Here is a 15,955-nt window from a genome sequence, read left to right as displayed (position 1 = left end):
CAGCGGCCTGCTGTACGCCGCCGCCGCCCAGCAGCAGGCCACCCGGGAAATCACCTGGGTCGGCGGCGGCGCGACCGTCGGCGCGCTGCTGCTGCTGTTGCTGGCCTTCCGCCGGGTTCGCGTGCTGCTGGCGTTCCTGCCGGTGGTGGCCGCGCTGCTCGCCGGCTGCATCGCCTGCGTGGCGCTGTTCGGCCATATCAACGTACTCACCCTGGTGCTGGGCAGCAGCCTGATCGGCGTGGCGTCGGATTATCCGCTGCACTACCTGTCGAAGAGCTGGGGCGCGCCGACCTGGCGTAGCTGGGACGCGGTGCGCGCCACGCTACCGGGGCTCAGCCTGAGCCTGGCGACCAACCTGATCGGCTATCTGGCGCTGGCCTGCACGCCGTTCCCGGCGCTGACCCAGGTCGCGGTGTTCTCGGTGGCCGGGCTGCTGGCCGCCTACCTGTGCTCGATCTGCCTGCTGCCGGCGCTGCTGAACGGCTTGCAACTGCGCCCGCGACGCTCGCTGCTGAGCCTCGCCCAGCGCCTGCTGGCGGCCCGCGCGGCGCTGTTGCGGCGAACCGGCAGCTGGCCGCTGTCGCTGCTGGTGCTGGCGTTCTGCGGCATCGGGCTGATGCGCCTAGAAGTCCATAACGACCTGCGCCAGTGGATCGGCGGCTCGCCGCAGTTGCTCACGGAAGCCAAGGCGGTGGCGAAGATCACCGGCGTGCAGCCCACCAGCCAGTTCTTCCTGGTGCGCGGCGACGACCAGACCCAGTTGCTCGAACGCCAGGCCACGCTGGCCGCGCGCCTCGACCGGCTGGTGGCCGACGGCAGCCTCGCCGGCTACCAGGCGTTGCCGCAACTGCTCGCCACCGAGGAACAACAGCAGCGCCTGCGCCAGGCGTTGCCCGCGCTGGCGCAGCACTGGCAGCCGCTGATCGACCTGGGCATTCCGCGCAGCGCACTGGACGACGAATTGCGCCAGCTCCAGGCGCTGCCGGTGCAGGACATCGACACCGCCCTCGCCGGCCCCTACGGCGAACCCTGGCGCTCGCTCTGGCTGGGTGCCAGCGGCAATCAGGTCGCGGCGCTGGTCAGCCTGCGCGGACTGAGCGACGCCACCCTGCTCGCCGCTCAGGCGGACGGCCTCGAAGGGGTACGCCTGGTCGATCGCCTGGGCGAACTGAACTACCTGTTCGCCGCCACCCAGGTCAGCGCCAGCGAGCTGAAGCTGCTCTCGTGCCTGCTGATCCTCGGCCTGCTGGTATTTCCCTTTGGCCTGAAGGGCGCGTTGCGCGTAGTCCTGCTGCCGCTGCTGGCGGCGCTCTGCAGTCTCGCCTGCCTCGGCTGGCTGGGCCAGCCGCTGACCCTGTTCAGCCTCTTCGGCCTGCTGCTGGTGACCGCCATCGGCGTGGACTACGCGATCCTCATGCGCGAACGCGTCGGCGGCTCCGGCGCCAGCCTGCTCGGCGTGTTGCTCTCGGCGCTGACCACCTGGCTCTCCTTCGGCCTGCTGGCGCTGTCGAGCACCCCGGCGGTGAGCAACTTCGGCCTGGCCGTGGGACTGGGCCTGTTCTTCGCCAGCCTGTTCGCGCCGTGGGCCGGACACGCCCATGACGACGCGTCGCACGCCGCGGAGGCCAGGGAATGACCGTCCCGCTGGTCTGGCTCGCCCTGCTCGCGCTGTTCGCAGCCGGCACCGGGCTGGGCGCCCGCCTCGGCCTGCTGCCCATCGTCAGCCAGTTGCTGCTGGCGATGCTCGGCCTGCCCCTGCTGGTGCTCGGCGTGATCGAGCCGCAGGCGCAGATCGGCGCCGCGCAGCTGGTCGAGCCGCACTGGCTGAAAAGCCTCTACGGGCTGAGCTTCGCCTTTCTGCTGGGCTACATCCTCAGCGATGTCGTGGACCTGCGGCTGAGCCCGGAAAGCCTGAAGATCGCCCTGCCGAGCTTCTTCGTCCCGTTCTTCTGCGGCCTGGCCTGCGCGCTCTGGCTGCTGCAACCGCTGCCCTGGCTCAGCGCGGTGTCGATCGGCCTGCTGTTCTCGATCACCGCGATCCCGGTGCTCTACCTGTACCTGCAGGGCATCGGCTACGACCCGAACGCGACGCGCCGGCTGATGCACTCGGCGATTCTCATGGACCTGATGTGCTGGAGCCTGTTCGCCCTGGCGCAAGGCAGCAGCAACCCGCAGAACCTGATCTGGCCGCTGCTCGCGGCGGCGCTGCCGTTGCTGCTCAAGGCCCTGCGCCTGCGCCACGGGCTGTCCTACAGCCTGCCGTTCTTCGCCCTGATGCTGGTGTTCCAGCAACTGAAGATGAACGCGCTGGTCTTCGGCATCGGCTACCTGCTCTGCCTGGCCTGGCTGCGCCAGCCCTTCGTCCTGCCGCTGAGCCCCCAGGCGCTGCGCCGGGTACAGAACGGCTTCGCGATCCCGCTGATCCTGTCCTACGGCATCCTGCAGATCGACTTCCGCCAGGCGGTCAGCGGCTACTCGTGGTTCTACCTCGCCGCGCTGCTGGTGCTGCCGGTGCTGGCCAAGCTCGGCGGCAACTGGATCGGCCTGGGCTGGGCCAGTCCCGGCATGCCGGCCGCGCTGCGCTGGCGCGAGAGCCTGCTGCTGAACATCCGCGGCTTGACCGAGATCGTCTTCCTCAACCTGCTTTTCCAGCAGCATCTGATCGACTCATTGCTCTACTTCAGTCTGATGCTGATGAGCCTGTTCTCCACGCTGCTGCCGGCGCTGCTCGGCATCCGTCGCCCCCATTCCATGCCTTCGTTGAAAAGGAATTCCCATGGCAATTTCTGAACTGCAACACCGTCAGGTCGTGATCATCGGTGCCGGCCCTTCCGGCGCCATCGCCGGCGCGCTGCTCAAGCGCCAGGGCCATGATGTGCTGATCATCGAGCGCCAGCGTTTCCCGCGCTTCTCCATCGGCGAGAGCTTGCTGTCGCACTGCCTCGATTTCGTCGAGGAAGCCGGCATGCTGGAGGCCGTCGAGGCGGCGGGGTTCCAGCGCAAGAACGGCGCCGCCTTCGCCTGGGGCGAGCGGCGCACGGCCTTCGATTTCCGCGACAAGTTCACTCCGGGCAAGGACTGGACCTTCCAGGTGCAACGCGCGCACTTCGACCAGATCCTCGCCGACGAAGCCGCCCGCCAGGGCGTGGAAATCCGCTACGAAGAGGAAATCGTCGCCGCCGACTTCAGCGGCGAAACGCCGAACCTCGACGTGCGCCGCCTGGACGGCAGCCACTACCGCGTCGAATGCAGCTTCGTGCTCGACGGCAGCGGGTACGGCCGCGTACTGCCGCGCCTTCTCGATCTCGAGGCGCCGTCCTGCCTGCCGGTCCGCCACGCCGTGTTCACCCACATCGAAGACCGCATCGACGATGAAGGTTTCGACCGCGAGAAGATCCTCATCACCACCCACCCGCAACTGCGCGACGTCTGGTTCTGGACCATTCCGTTCAGCAACGGCCGCTGCTCGCTGGGCGTGATCGCCGACCCGGCGTACATCGCCGAACGCCCGGACGACCTGGATGCCTGCCTCAAGCGCTTCGTCGAGGAAACCCCGAGCCTGGCCGGCGTGCTGAAGAATGCGGTGTGGGACACGCCGGCGCGCAAGATCGACGGCTACTCGGCCAACGTGAAGAGCCTGCATGGCAAGGGCTTCGCGCTGCTGGGCAACGCCGCCGAATTCCTCGACCCGGTGTTCTCCTCCGGCGTGACCATCGCGATGCGCTCGGCGAGCATGGCCGCCGGCCTGCTGCATCGTCAGCTCGAAGGGGAGCGCGTGGACTGGGAGAGCGACTTCGCCGTGCCCCTGAAACGCGGAGTCGATGCCTTCCGCGCCTACGTCGAGGGTTGGTACGATGGCAGCTTCCAGGACGTGATCTATTACCCCGGCTCATCCGGCGACATCCGCCGGATGATCTGTTCGGTCCTGGCCGGCTACGCGTGGGACCAGAACAACCCGTACGTCACCGAACCCCAGCGCCGCCTGCGCGTGCTGGCCGAAATCTGCGCACCTCAAGCGCCCGCCTGACAAGAGATTGCCATGACCCGCGCCGCCGCCACTTACGTCGAGGAAACCCGTTTCGGTTTCTGGTTCCTGCAGAGCCACACCTGGCAGCACCACGTTCTGCGGGTGGCGATCGACGACCTGCGGCGCCTGCTCGACGCGCCCCTGCCCGAAAACGCCTGCCTGCTGGATGCCGGTTGCGGGCAGGGCAAGTCGTTCGGCCTGCTGCAACGGACGTTCGCGCCGGCGCGGATGATCGGCCTCGACGCCGATCCGCACAGCCTGGACCTTGCCCGCGCGGAAGCCGGACGCCTCGGGCTCGACGTCGAGCTGATCGCCAGCGACTGCGCGCGGATCGAACTGGCCGATGCCAGCGTGGACATCCTCTTCTGCCACCAGACCTTCCATCACCTGGTCGAACAGGAGCGCGCTCTCGCCGAATTCTGGCGCGTGCTCAGGCCGGGCGGCTGGCTGCTGTTCGCCGAATCGACCAAGGCCTATATCGACACCTGGGTGATCCGCTGGCTGTTCCGCCATCCGATGCAGGTGCAGAAGAGCGCCGCCGAGTACCTCGGCATGCTGCGCGCCCAGGGTTTCGCGCTCGGCGACGGCAATGTCTCCTTTCCGTACCTCTGGTGGAGTCGCTCCCGCGATTTCGGCCTGCTCGAACGCTTCGGCCTGCAACGCCCGAAAGCCGTCGGCCAGCGTGAGGAAACCCTGGTCAACGTCGCGGCGCGCAAACCGCTGGCGAGCCCAACATGGGCGAGCCAGAGCGCATGAATGCCGCACGCCTGCGCCTGCCGTTCTGGCTGGCCCTGATCGCCCTGGCCGGCTGCGCGGCGAGAGCGCCGCTGCCGAGTCGGCCGCCGACGCTGGACCTGCCGCTCCAGCTGCACGTGCAGCGGCAGGCCGAGGGGCAGAGCCAGGACTGGCTGCTGGTCATCCAGGACGAAGGCACCGCCCTGCGCTGGTCGCTGCTCGACCCGTTGGGAATCCCGTTGTCCCGGCAACGGCTGCTCGATGGCGGCTGGCAGAACGACGGCCTGCTGCCGCCGAACCCCGAAGCCCGCGAGCTGTTCGCCGCCCTGCTGTTCGCACTGGCGCCCGCCGACCAGCTCGTCCGGCAGTACCCGCAGGCACGCACCCAGGGCAACCGGCGCCTGTTCGACGACCGGCAGCCCGCCTGGCGCGTCGACTACCGCCAGCTACAAGGTTTCGATCTGAAGATCGGCACGCGCCTCACCTACCGCGTCGACGCGCTCGAGGCCACGCCATGAAGGCCTGCCTCAACGCCCTCGGGGTGATATGCGCCCTGGGCAGCGGCAAGCGCGCGGTGCTCGACAACCTCCTGAACGGCTCCAGCCCCGGCATGCGCAGCGAGTCCGGCTGGCTGCCCGATCGCGCCGTTCCGGTGGGCGCGGTGGACGCCGAGCTGCCCGCGATGCCGAACGGTTTCGCCGAGCGCAACACGCGCAACAACCGCTTGCTGCTGGCGGCCGCGCTGGAGATCGAGGACGACATCCGCCAGGTCATCGAGCGCTTCGGCGCGTCCCGTATCGGCGTCGTGCTCGGCACCAGCACCACCGGCATCCATGAAGCCAGCCAGGGCATCGCCGCGCTGCTGCACCAAGGCGCTTTCCCGCCCGACTACAGCTATCGCCACCAGGAACTGGCCGCGCCGGCGGCCTTCCTCGCCGACTGGTTGCAACTGAGCGGGCCGGCCTACTCCATCTCCACCGCCTGCACCTCCAGTGGCCGCGCGTTGCTCAGCGCCCGCCGGCTGCTCGATCTCGGCGTCTGCGACGCGGTGCTCTGCGGCGGGGTCGACTCGCTGTGCGGCCTGACGCTGAACGGCTTCGATTCCCTGGAAGCCCTGAGCGACGCCGTCTGCAATCCGTTCTCGCCGCAACGCAGGGGCATCAACATCGGCGAGGGCGCGGCGCTGTTCCTGATGACTCGCGAGCCGTCGGCCGGCTCTCCCATCGCGCTGCTGGGCGCCGGCGCCAGCTCCGATGCGCATCACATCTCCGCACCGGAGCCGACCGGCCGCGGCGCGCTGCTGGCGATGCGCAAGGCGCTGAAGAGCGCCGCGCTGGAGGTCGGGCAGATCGACTACCTGAACCTGCACGGCACCGCGACCACGCACAACGATGCGATGGAAAGCTTCGCCGTGGCCGAGCTGTTCCCCGCCGGCGTGCCCTGCTCGTCGAGCAAGCCGCTGAGCGGGCACACGCTGGGCGCCGCCGGCGCCCTCGAGGCGGCGTTCTGCTGGCTGTGCCTGGGCCCGGACAATCGCGACAGCCTGCTGCCGCCGCAGGTCTGGGACGGCCTCGCCGACCCGGCCTTGCCGCGCCTGGACCTGGTCGCCCCAGGCCGCGTCGCGAGCCGGCCGTTGCGCCACATGATGAGCAATTCCTTCGCCTTCGGTGGCAACAACGTCAGCCTGATCCTCGGCCGCGTCGAGCCGGAGGGCCGCGCATGATCGCCTGGCCGATCGCCGAGCTGTTGCCCCACGCCGGCGACATGATCCTGCTGGACGGCGTCGAGCGCTTCGATGACGAAAGCGTCGTCACCTACCTGCAGGTTCGCGCGGGTGGCCTGTTGAACGCCGCCGATGGCAGCCTGCCGGCCTGGGTCGGCATCGAGCTGATGGCGCAAAGCGTCGCCGCCTTCGCCGGCTGCCAGGCACGCCAGGCCGGGCAGCCGGTGGAACTCGGCTTCCTGCTCGGTACGCGCAATTTCCAGTGCAACGTCGATGCCTTTCCGGTCGACGCCCCGCTCAGCATCCGCGCCTTGCGCTCGCTGCAGGATGACAGCGGCATGGGCGTCTTCGAATGCCACCTGGACGGGCCCGGCATCCACGCCGAGGCGCGCCTGAACGTCTTCCGCCCACCCGAAGTGGCGCGCTATCTACAGGAAACACCGCAATGACTGAAGCCATCCTCGTCACCGGCTCCAGCCGTGGCATCGGCCGCGCCATCGCCCTGCGACTGGCCCGCGCCGGTCATGACATCGTGCTGCACTGCCGTAGCCGCCTCGACGAAGCGCAGGCGGTGCAAGAGGCGATCCGCGCCCTTGGCCGCGACGCACGCATCCTGCAGTTCGACATCGCCGACCGCGACGCCTGCCGAACCGCCCTGGAAGCCGACATCGAAGCCCACGGCGCTTACTACGGCGTGGTCTGCAACGCCGGCCTGACCCGTGACGGCGCCTTCCCCGCGCTGAGCGACGAGGACTGGGACCAGGTGCTGCGGACCAACCTGGACGGTTTCTACAACGTCCTGCAGCCGCTGAGCATGCCGATGATCCGCCGCCGCAAGCCGGGACGGATCGTCTGCATCACCTCGGTCTCGGGGCTGATCGGCAACCGCGGCCAGGTCAACTACAGTGCCTCCAAGGCGGGCGTGATCGGGGCCGCCAAGGCGCTGGCGATCGAGCTGGGCAAGCGCCGGATCACCGTAAACTGCGTCGCGCCGGGGCTGATCGACACCGACATGCTGGATGAGAACGTGCCCGTCGAGGAACTGCTGAAGATGATCCCGGCCCAGCGCATGGGCACGCCGGAAGAGGTAGCCGGGGCGGTGAATTTCCTCATGTCCGACGAAGCGGCTTACATCACCCGCCAGGTGATTTCAGTGAATGGAGGGCTGTGCTGATGAGGCGCGTGGTCGTTACCGGCATGGCCGGCATCACGTCGCTGGGCAGCGACTGGCCCACCGTACTGGAGAACTTCCAGGCCGGCAGAAGCGGCATCCGGCGGATGGACGAGTGGGATCGCTACACCGAGCTGAACACCCGCCTGGGCGGTCCGATCGACGATTTCGCCGTGCCCAGGCACTGGACGCGCAAGCAGTTGCGCAGCATGGGCCGGGTGTCGCGCCTCGCGGTACTGGCCGCCGAGCGCGCGCTGGACGACGCCGGCCTGCTCGGCGACCCGAGCATCGGCGACGGCCGCATGGGCGTCGCCTGCGGCTCGTCCACCGGCAGCACCGATGAGGTGAAGGCCTTCGGCAACATGCTGATCAATGCGGTCGCCGACGGCCTCAACGCCAACTCCTACGTGCGCATGATGCCGCACACCACCGCGGCCAACATCAGCATCTTCTTCGGCCTGAAGGGCCGCGTGATCCCCACCTCCAGCGCCTGCACCAGCGGCAGCCAGGGCATCGGCTATGCCTACGAGGCGATCAAGTTCGGCCGCCTGCCGATGATGCTCGCCGGCGGTGCCGAAGAGCTCTGCGCCACCGAGGCGATGGTCTTCGACGCGCTCTACGCCACCAGCCTGAGGAACGATGCGCCGCAGACCTCGCCGCGCCCCTACGACAGCCAGCGCGACGGCCTGGTGATCGGCGAAGGCGCCGGCATCCTGGTGCTCGAGGAACTGGAGCACGCGCTGGCCCGTGGCGCGCGCATCCATGCTGAAATCGTCGGTTTCGGCAGCAATGCCGACGGCCAGCACATCACCAAGCCGGAACAGGCGACCATGCGCCGGGCGATGGAACTCGCTCTGGAGGACGCCGGGCTGGCGCCGGACGCCATCGGCTACGTCAACGGCCACGGCACCGCCACCGAGCAGGGCGACATCGCCGAGACCCTGGCCACCCGCGATCTGTTCGGCACGCGCATGCCGATCAGTTCGCAGAAGAGCTTCCTGGGCCATACCCTCGGCGCCTGCGGCGCGCTGGAGTCCTGGTTCTGCATCGAAATGATGAACAGCGACCTGTACATCCACACGCTGAACCTGGGCGAGATCGACCCGCGCTGCGGCGAACTCGACTATCTCCGCGGCGAGCCGCGGAGAATGAGCCACGAATACGTGGTCAATAACAACTTCGCATTCGGCGGAGTGAACACTTCACTGGTTTTCCGTCGCTGGCGCTGACCTTCATGCCTGGAGTTCGCCGCCGCACCATCCGCAAGACCCCGCTCATCAAGGAGACGATATGCAAAAGAAAGCTCTGATCATCGCCGCGCTGTGCCTCAGTGCCCTGCCCGCCATCAGCCAGGCGCGCGACACGACCCACTACCTGCCGTTCGACGCCGTCGTCGCCCAGGCGACCCAGGCCGGCAAGCTCGATGGCAGCGTGAAGTTCTACCTGGCGAAGACCCCGGCCGGCGCGAAGATCATCAACCCGTTGGTGACCACCAACCAGAAGACCAACGCCTTCGGCAAATCCGATGAAGTGGCCTGCGGCTGGGTGCTGCAATCGGCGCTGATCCGCCTGCAGAACGCGGCCAAGGCCGCCGGCGCGAACGCCGTAGTGGATATCGCCAGCAACTACAAGAACGTCGAGTACCGCAACGCGGAAAACTACGAATGCCACGCCGGCGCGATCATGGCCGGCGTAGCGCTCAAAGGGAAACTGGCTACCGTCAAGTAAGACCCCGCGCTCCGAGAACGCTCCGCCCTGCGGGGCGTTCTTCGTTCTGGGTCGGAACGATGCCGCGTGGCGGCCGGTCGACATGCTCGAAGGCGCGATCGCGGAGGCCGCGCCGAACGCGGAGGCCGGCATGTCCCTCGAGATCCATTACCTGTTCCATGGCGAGCCGCGGACCAAGACGTTCGACGCGCCGGGCGATGCCTGTTCGCCCGGCCAGGCGGCGCGTCACCTGATCGAAGTGCACTTCGCCGATGCGGAAAACAGCCTGGCGATGCCTGGCGCGGACGACAGCGAGGCGCAGCTGCTGGAACACGCCGAGGTGCTCGGCATCAGCGCGATCCGCCTCCACCGCCGCTAGCGATGCTGCGCCGCCTGCCGCGTCAGCAGGTCGGAAAATGCCCGTGCCATCGCCGACGGCGGCTCGTTGCGCTGGACCAGCCAGACCGCCGTCTCGGCGCCCTCGTCGAGCAGCGTGCGGTAGACCACGCCATCGATGCGGATGCGCTGGAACGATGCCGGCAACACCGACACCCCAAGGCCCGCGGCCACCAGCCCGATGATCGTCATCGCCTCGGCGGCCTCCTGGGAAAAGTGCGGGCTGAAACCGGCGCGACTGGCGAGGCTGAGCAACTGGGCATAGAGGCCGCTGCCGTAGCCGCGCGGGAAGAACACGAACGGCTCGCCGGCGAGCGCCTCGAGATGCAAACCGGCGCCGCCGGCGGCCGCCAACGGATGCGCGGCGTTGAGTACCGCCACCAGCGGCTCGCGAAACAGCTCCTGCACACGCAGCGAGTCCGGCAACGGCAGCGGGCGCATCAGACCGATCTCGATGGATTCGTCGACCAGCGCGTCGGCGACCTTCTTGCTGCTCATCTCCTGCAGGTTGAGGTGAACGGCGGGAAAGGCCTGGCGGAACGCGTGGATCGCCCTGGGGATACGGGTGCTGAACGGCGCCGACGAGGTGAAGCCGATCTTCATCTCGCCCAGTTCGCCGAGCTGCGCACGGCGCGCGACATCGGCCGCCTTGTCGACCTGCGCCAGCACCAGACGCGCCTCCTCGAGGAACAGCCGGCCCGCCTCGCTGAGCTCGACCCGACGATTGGTACGCTCGAACAGGCGCGCCCCCAGCTCCTGCTCCAGTGCCTGGATCTGCTGGCTGAGGGGCGGCTGGGAGATGCCCAGCAGCTCTGCGGCGCGGCCGAAGTGCAGTTCCTCGGCCACCGCGATGAAATAGCGCAGGTGACGCAGTTCCATAGCGCGCTCCAATTAGGTCGTTTCAGATATCAAACAGGTCGAATGATATATTGGATGTAATCGTTAGCCACCTATATTCTTTTCCTGCCAATCCTTCATTCGCCCCCTTGAGGTACAAGTGAAAACTGCCGTCGCGTCGCCCGCCTTGTCGTCCGTGGCTGTTTCCAGCGCCGTCCAGAGCAGCGAGATCTACATCGAGAAGAACACCCCGATGTTCATGCGCACGGTGCTGGCGCTGTTCTGCGGCGGCTTCTCCACCTTCGCACTGCTCTATTGCGTGCAGCCGATGATGCCGATCCTCTCCCACGAGTTTTCCATCAACGCGGCGCAGAGCAGCCTGATCCTTTCGGTTTCCACGGCGACGCTCGCCATCGGCCTGCTGATCACCGGCCCGCTGTCCGATGCGCTCGGGCGTAAACCCGTGATGGTCGCGGCGCTGTCCGCCGCCGCGCTGTTCACCATTGCCAGCGCGCTGATGCCTACCTGGCAGGGCGTGCTGGTGACGCGCGCGCTGGTCGGGCTTTCCCTCAGCGGGCTCGCGGCCGTGGCGATGACCTACCTCAGCGAGGAAATCCACCCGCAGCACATCGGCCTGGCGATGGGCCTGTACATCGGCGGCAACGCGATCGGCGGGATGTCCGGGCGGCTGATCGCCGGCGTGCTGATCGATTTCGTCAGCTGGCACACGGCGATGCTGGTGATCGGCGTGCTGGCGCTGACGGCGGCTGTGGTGTTCTGGAAGATCCTCCCCGAGTCGCGCAACTTCCGCGCCCGCTCGCTCAACCCGCGCAGCCTGCTGGACGGCTTCACCGTGCATTTCCGCGACGCGGGCCTGCCCTGGCTGTTCCTCGAGGGCTTCCTGCTGATGGGCGCCTTCGTCACGCTGTTCAACTACATCGGCTATCGCCTGCTCGCCGAGCCTTACCACATGAGCCAGGCGCTGGTCGGGCTGCTCTCGGTGGTCTATCTGTCGGGCATCTACAGCTCGGCGCAGATCGGCGCGCTGGCCGACAAGCTGGGCCGCCGCCGGGTGTTCTGGGCGACCATCGTGCTGATGTCCGCCGGTCTCGCACTGACCCTGTTCACCGCGCTGCCGCTGGTGGTGATCGGCATGCTGACCTTCACCTTCGGCTTCTTCGGCGCGCACTCGGTGGCGAGCAGCTGGATCGGCCGCCGCGCACCCAAGGCCAAGGGCCAGGCGTCGTCGCTGTACCTGTTCAGCTACTACATCGGTTCCAGCGTCGCCGGCACCCTCGGCGGGGTGTTCTGGCACGCGGCGGGCTGGAACGGCATCGGCCTGTTCATCGGGACGCTGCTGATGATCGCTCTCGGCGTGGCCATCCACCTGGCGCGCCTGCCGGTGCTGCCGGGCAACCGCAACCGCTGATCGGCAGCGCAACGCAAAACGCCCGGCAGATGCCGGGCGTTTTCGTTTCAGCGTCCCTCGCGGAGGGGAACTCTTAGGCGTGGTACTGCGCGGACAGCTCGTGCACCGCCTCGAAGAACGCCCGCGCGTTCTCTGGATCGACTTCCGGGGTGATGCCGTGGCCGAGGTTGAACACCTGCCCTTCGCCGTGGCCGTAGCGGGCGAGGATGCGCCCTACCTCGGCGCGGATCGCCGCCGGGTTGGCGTAGAGCACGCTCGGGTCCATGTTGCCCTGCAGCGCCACCTTGGCGCCGACGCGGGCGCGGGCGCTGCCGATGTCACAGGTCCAGTCCAGGCCGAGGGCCTCGGCGCCGCTGTCGGCCATCGACTCCAGCCACAGGCCGCCGCCCTTGGTGAACAGGATCACCGGCACGCGGCGGCCGTCGTGCTCGCGGATCAGCCCGTCGACGATCTGCTTCATGTAAGCCAGGGAAAATTCCTGGTAGGCCGCCGCCGACAGGCTGCCGCCCCAGGAGTCGAAGATCTGCACGGCCTGCGCGCCGGCCTTGATCTGCCCGTTGAGGTAAGCGGTGACCGAGCGCGCCAGCTTGTCGAGCAGCGCGTGCATGGCCTGCGGGTTGTCGTAGAGCATCGCCTTGGATTTGCGGAAGTCCTTCGACGAGCCGCCTTCGACCATGTAGGTCGCCAGCGTCCAGGGGCTGCCGGAGAAGCCGATCAGCGGCACGCGGCCGTTCAGCTCGTGGCGGATGTTGCGCACCGCGTCCATCACGTAGCCCAGGTTCTGTTCCGGCTCGGGAATCGGCAGCGCTTCGATGTCGGCCATCGAACTGACGACCTTCTTGAAGCGCGGGCCTTCGCCGGTCTCGAAGTACAGGCCCTGGCCCATGGCGTCGGGAATGGTGAGGATGTCGGAGAAGAGGATCGCCGCGTCCAGCTGCGGGTAGCGGTCCAGCGGCTGGATAGTGACCTCGCAGGCCAGCTCGGGGTTCTTCATCAGGTTGACGAAGTTGCCGGCCTTGGCGCGCGTGGCCCGGTACTCGGGCAGGTAGCGGCCGGCCTGACGCATCATCCATACCGGGGTAACGTCCACCGGTTGCTTGAGCAGGGCACGCAGGAAGCGATCGTTCTTCAGGACAGTCATGGGGTCATCCGGGAAAAAAGTGCGGGCATTTTCGCAGAGCGCAGGGCAAAAGGCACGGCGGGTGCCGTGCCTTTGCGTTATGCGGTATCGGGTTCAGTGTACGGCGGCGGCCGCCAGGGCCTTGCGCCGGCGACCTTCGGCGTCCGCGGTGCGCATGGCGCCGAGAACGGTCTGGGCGTCGACCGGGAAGGGTTCGTTGTGGATGCTCTCCCCGACCGCGCAGGCCAGCTCGGCGGCGCGCAGCAGGTAGGCATCGTCGACGTCGTGCAGGCCGATGTCGGCCAGAGTCACCGGCAGGCCGATGGCGATGCAGAAGTCGTAGACCTCATCGATCTGCGCCGGCGCGCTGTCGCGCAGCATGAGCATGCTCAGCACGCCGAAGGCGACCTTCTCGCCGTGCCAGTAGGCGTGGGTCTCCGCCAGCGCGGTGAAGCCGTTGTGGATGGCGTGCGCCGCCGCCAGGCCGCCACTCTCGAAGCCGAGACCGGAGAGCAGGGTGTTGGCCTCGATGATGTGCTCCAGCGCCGGCGTCACCACCTGCTGGCGGCACGCCTGCAGCGCCAGCGGGCCGTATTCGAGCAGGGTGTCGTAGCACAGCCGTGCGAGGGCGAAGGCAGTACGCGGGCCGGGGCGACCGGTCATGTTGGCGGCCCCGCGGATGCGGCAATCCTCGGCCTCGAACCAGGTCGCCATGGCGTCGCCCATGCCGGCGACGAGGAAACGCGCCGGGGCCTGGGCGATCACCTGGCTGTCCACCAGCACCAGATCGGGATTGCGCGGCAGCACCAGGTAGCGCTTGAACGCCCCCTCGGCGGTGTAGATCACCGACAGCGCGCTGCACGGTGCATCGGTGGAGGCCAGTGTCGGTACCACGGCCACCGGCAGGCCGAGCTCGTGGGCCAGCGCCTTGGCGGTGTCGAGCGCCTTGCCGCCGCCGATGCCGACGATCGAATCCGGACGGCGCGCCTCGGCGAGGCCGACCAGCCGGGCGATTTCCTCGTCGCAGCATTCGCCGGTGAAGCGCACGCGGTGGAAATCGATCCGCTCGCTGGCGGAGGCGTCGAGTTGCGCGCCGAGGTTGTCGTCGGCGAAGGGATCGAGCAACGCCAGGCTGCTGCCGCCGAATCGGGCCAGCTCTTCACCGAGTTGCGCGAGCGCGCCTCGACCCTGGACGTAACGCGAGGGGAAAATGGCGGTGGTGAGCATGGCGAGACTCCTGGACAACGGGGGATGTCGTCACTCTAGGGGAACGCCGCTGGCGGGGTTTTGCGTCAGGTCAGCTTGGCGCGGCATCGCGTCGCGCCTGCTGCCGGAAGGGCGCGAGCTGAGCGCTCGCGCCGCGCGGGATCACGCTTCCAGGTAGTCGAGGATGCCCTCGGCGGCCTGGCGACCCTCGAAGATCGCGGTCACCACCAGGTCGGAACCGCGGACCATGTCGCCACCGGCGAAGATCTTCGGGTTGCTGGTCTGGTGCTTGAACTGCGACTGCTCGGGAGCGATCACCCGGCCCTGGCTGTCAGTGCGGATGTCGAACTGCTCGAACCAGGGCGCCGGGCTCGGGCGGAAGCCGAAGGCGATGACCACGGCATCGGCCGGCAGGACTTCCTCGGAACCCGGAATCGGCTCCGGGCTGCGACGACCGCGGGCGTCCGGCTCGCCAAGACGGGTCTCGACCACCTTCACGCCTTCCACCTTGTCCTCGCCGACGATGGCGATGGGCTGACGGTTGAAGAGGAACTTCACGCCCTCCTCCTTGGCGTTCTTCACTTCCTTGCGCGAGCCAGGCATGTTCTCGGCGTCGCGACGGTAGGCGCAGGTCACGGCCTTGGCGCCCTGGCGGATCGAGGTGCGGTTGCAGTCCATCGCCGTATCGCCACCACCGAGCACCACCACGCGCTTGCCCTTCATGTCGACGAAGTCCTCGGGGGACTTCTCGAAACCCAGGTTGCGGTTGACGCTGGCGATGAGGAAGTCGAGCGCGTCGTGGACGCCTGGCAGGTCTTCGCCGGGGAAGCCGCCCTTCATGTAGGTGTAGGTGCCCATGCCCATGAACACCGCGTCGTACTCGGCGAGCAGCTCGTCGATGCTGACGTCCTTGCCCACTTCGGTGTTCAGGCGGAATTCGATACCCATGCCGGTGAAGACTTCGCGGCGATTGCTCAGCACGCTCTTCTCCAGCTTGAACTCGGGGATGCCGAAGGTCAGCAGGCCGCCGATTTCCGGGTTCTTGTCGAACACCACCGGGGTCACGCCGTTGCGCACCAGCACGTCGGCACAACCGAGGCCGGCAGGGCCGGCGCCGATCACCGCGACGCGCTTGCCGGTCGGTTTGACCTTGGACATGTCCGGACGCCAGCCCATGGCGAAGGCGGTATCGGTGATGTACTTCTCCACCGAGCCGATGGTCACCGCGCCGAAGCCGTCGTTCAGCGTGCAGGCGCCCTCGCACAGGCGGTCCTGCGGGCACACGCGGCCGCAGACTTCGGGCAGCGTGTTGGTCTGGTGCGAGAGTTCGGCGGCGGCGAGGATGTTGCCTTCCGAAACCAGCTTCAGCCAGTTCGGGATGTAGTTGTGCACCGGGCACTTCCACTCGCAGTACGGATTGCCGCAACCCAGGCAACGGTGCGACTGATCGGCGGCCTGCTGCGGTTTGAACAGGTCATAGATCTCGACGAATTCCTTCTTGCGCTGGCGCAGCAGCTTCTTCTTCGGATCCTTGCGGCCGACCTCGATGAACTGGAAGTCGTTGTTCAGACGTTCAGTCATTTCAAAACCTCTTTTCAGCAGCG

16 protein-coding genes are annotated in these 15,955 nt (G+C 67.8%); 12 read left to right on the top strand and 4 right to left on the bottom strand.

Annotated features, from left to right (window positions below; genetic code table 11):
• From B2X67_RS01025 to B2X67_RS00975, 11 genes are all read left to right on the top strand, one after another.
• The coding region (locus tag B2X67_RS01025; RefSeq protein WP_286784334.1) for an MMPL family transporter at positions 1 to 1,636 on the top strand (1,636 nt) is incomplete at its 5' end.
• The gene (locus B2X67_RS01020) at positions 1,633 to 2,790 is read left to right on the top strand and encodes a sodium:proton antiporter (RefSeq protein WP_286784333.1); all 1,158 of its coding nucleotides are present in this window, start codon (positions 1,633 to 1,635) and stop codon (positions 2,788 to 2,790) included. The genes B2X67_RS01025 and B2X67_RS01020, both read left to right, overlap by 4 nt.
• Positions 2,777 to 4,027 (top strand): NAD(P)/FAD-dependent oxidoreductase, encoded by a 1,251-nt coding sequence (locus B2X67_RS01015; RefSeq protein ID WP_286784332.1) that lies wholly within the window; start codon positions 2,777 to 2,779, stop codon positions 4,025 to 4,027. The genes B2X67_RS01020 and B2X67_RS01015 overlap by 14 nt, the downstream gene beginning before the upstream one ends.
• A 12-nt stretch (positions 4,028 to 4,039) precedes the next feature.
• Positions 4,040 to 4,783, top strand: coding sequence for a class I SAM-dependent methyltransferase (locus B2X67_RS01010; RefSeq protein WP_286784331.1), 744 nt, complete (start codon positions 4,040 to 4,042; stop codon positions 4,781 to 4,783).
• Complete coding sequence (locus B2X67_RS01005) at positions 4,780 to 5,280, top strand: DUF3261 domain-containing protein (protein WP_286784330.1); 501 nt, start codon at positions 4,780 to 4,782, stop codon at positions 5,278 to 5,280. Before B2X67_RS01010 ends, B2X67_RS01005 begins: the two co-directional genes overlap by 4 nt.
• A complete protein-coding gene (locus B2X67_RS01000; RefSeq protein WP_286784329.1) occupies positions 5,277 to 6,485 on the top strand; it encodes a beta-ketoacyl-[acyl-carrier-protein] synthase family protein in 1,209 nt (402 codons plus the stop codon). The genes B2X67_RS01005 and B2X67_RS01000 overlap by 4 nt, the downstream gene beginning before the upstream one ends.
• Positions 6,482 to 6,934 carry a hotdog family protein gene (locus tag B2X67_RS00995; protein ID WP_286784328.1) on the top strand — a complete coding sequence of 151 codons (453 nt, stop codon included), beginning with the start codon at positions 6,482 to 6,484 and terminating at the stop codon, positions 6,932 to 6,934. Before B2X67_RS01000 ends, B2X67_RS00995 begins: the two co-directional genes overlap by 4 nt.
• Positions 6,931 to 7,659, top strand: coding sequence for a 3-oxoacyl-ACP reductase FabG (gene fabG, locus B2X67_RS00990; protein WP_286784327.1), 729 nt, complete (start codon positions 6,931 to 6,933; stop codon positions 7,657 to 7,659). The genes B2X67_RS00995 and fabG overlap by 4 nt, the downstream gene beginning before the upstream one ends.
• Positions 7,659 to 8,885, top strand: a complete 1,227-nt coding sequence (locus tag B2X67_RS00985) for a beta-ketoacyl-ACP synthase (protein ID WP_286784326.1) — start codon at positions 7,659 to 7,661, stop codon at positions 8,883 to 8,885. Before fabG ends, B2X67_RS00985 begins: the two co-directional genes overlap by 1 nt.
• 61 nt (positions 8,886 to 8,946) lie before the next feature.
• A complete protein-coding gene (locus B2X67_RS00980; protein ID WP_090225687.1) occupies positions 8,947 to 9,384 on the top strand; it encodes an excinuclease in 438 nt (145 codons plus the stop codon).
• 130 nt (positions 9,385 to 9,514) lie between these two features.
• On the top strand, positions 9,515 to 9,742 hold the full coding sequence (locus B2X67_RS00975) for a hypothetical protein (RefSeq protein WP_286784325.1): 228 nt from the start codon (positions 9,515 to 9,517) through the stop codon (positions 9,740 to 9,742).
• On the opposite strand, the gene B2X67_RS00970 is transcribed toward B2X67_RS00975, so the two are convergent.
• Positions 9,739 to 10,638, bottom strand: a complete 900-nt coding sequence (locus tag B2X67_RS00970; protein ID WP_286784324.1) for a LysR family transcriptional regulator — start codon at positions 10,636 to 10,638, stop codon at positions 9,739 to 9,741. The genes B2X67_RS00975 and B2X67_RS00970 overlap by 4 nt on opposite strands.
• A gap of 145 nt (positions 10,639 to 10,783) precedes the next feature.
• Between B2X67_RS00970 and B2X67_RS00965 the strand changes: the two genes are divergently transcribed.
• Complete coding sequence (locus B2X67_RS00965) at positions 10,784 to 12,025, top strand: MFS transporter (RefSeq protein WP_414703997.1); 1,242 nt, start codon at positions 10,784 to 10,786, stop codon at positions 12,023 to 12,025.
• 73 nt (positions 12,026 to 12,098) lie between these two features.
• Here B2X67_RS00965 and hemE read toward each other — a convergent pair whose 3' ends face one another.
• From hemE to B2X67_RS00950, 3 genes are all read right to left on the bottom strand, one after another.
• Entirely contained in the window at positions 12,099 to 13,166 is a 1,068-nt protein-coding gene (gene hemE / locus B2X67_RS00960) for a uroporphyrinogen decarboxylase (protein ID WP_286784323.1), read from the bottom strand.
• 93 nt (positions 13,167 to 13,259) lie between these two features.
• Complete coding sequence (locus B2X67_RS00955) at positions 13,260 to 14,372, bottom strand: glycerol dehydrogenase (RefSeq protein WP_282342795.1); 1,113 nt, start codon at positions 14,370 to 14,372, stop codon at positions 13,260 to 13,262.
• 141 nt (positions 14,373 to 14,513) lie between these two features.
• Entirely contained in the window at positions 14,514 to 15,932 is a 1,419-nt protein-coding gene (locus B2X67_RS00950) for an FAD-dependent oxidoreductase (protein WP_286784322.1), read from the bottom strand.
• Positions 15,933 to 15,955 lie beyond the last annotated feature (23 nt).

Source organism: Pseudomonas sp. UBA3153 (genome assembly GCF_002364635.1).
Lineage (GTDB): Bacteria > Pseudomonadota > Gammaproteobacteria > Pseudomonadales > Pseudomonadaceae > Pseudomonas_O > Pseudomonas_O kuykendallii.
This window is presented reverse-complemented; position numbering and strand designations above follow the sequence as displayed.

Coding starts and splice junctions, on each gene's coding strand:
- B2X67_RS01020 (WP_286784333.1), top strand. CDS start 1,633: ATGACCGTCCCGCTGGTCTGGCTCGCCCTGCTCGCGCTGTTCGCAGCC.
- B2X67_RS01015 (WP_286784332.1), top strand. CDS start 2,777: ATGGCAATTTCTGAACTGCAACACCGTCAGGTCGTGATCATCGGTGCC.
- B2X67_RS01010 (WP_286784331.1), top strand. CDS start 4,040: ATGACCCGCGCCGCCGCCACTTACGTCGAGGAAACCCGTTTCGGTTTC.
- B2X67_RS01005 (WP_286784330.1), top strand. CDS start 4,780: ATGAATGCCGCACGCCTGCGCCTGCCGTTCTGGCTGGCCCTGATCGCC.
- B2X67_RS01000 (WP_286784329.1), top strand. CDS start 5,277: ATGAAGGCCTGCCTCAACGCCCTCGGGGTGATATGCGCCCTGGGCAGC.
- B2X67_RS00995 (WP_286784328.1), top strand. CDS start 6,482: ATGATCGCCTGGCCGATCGCCGAGCTGTTGCCCCACGCCGGCGACATG.
- fabG (WP_286784327.1), top strand. CDS start 6,931: ATGACTGAAGCCATCCTCGTCACCGGCTCCAGCCGTGGCATCGGCCGC.
- B2X67_RS00985 (WP_286784326.1), top strand. CDS start 7,659: ATGAGGCGCGTGGTCGTTACCGGCATGGCCGGCATCACGTCGCTGGGC.
- B2X67_RS00980 (WP_090225687.1), top strand. CDS start 8,947: ATGCAAAAGAAAGCTCTGATCATCGCCGCGCTGTGCCTCAGTGCCCTG.
- B2X67_RS00975 (WP_286784325.1), top strand. CDS start 9,515: ATGTCCCTCGAGATCCATTACCTGTTCCATGGCGAGCCGCGGACCAAG.
- B2X67_RS00970 (WP_286784324.1), bottom strand. CDS start 10,638: ATGGAACTGCGTCACCTGCGCTATTTCATCGCGGTGGCCGAGGAACTG.
- hemE (WP_286784323.1), bottom strand. CDS start 13,166: ATGACTGTCCTGAAGAACGATCGCTTCCTGCGTGCCCTGCTCAAGCAA.
- B2X67_RS00955 (WP_282342795.1), bottom strand. CDS start 14,372: ATGCTCACCACCGCCATTTTCCCCTCGCGTTACGTCCAGGGTCGAGGC.
- B2X67_RS00950 (WP_286784322.1), bottom strand. CDS start 15,932: ATGACTGAACGTCTGAACAACGACTTCCAGTTCATCGAGGTCGGCCGC.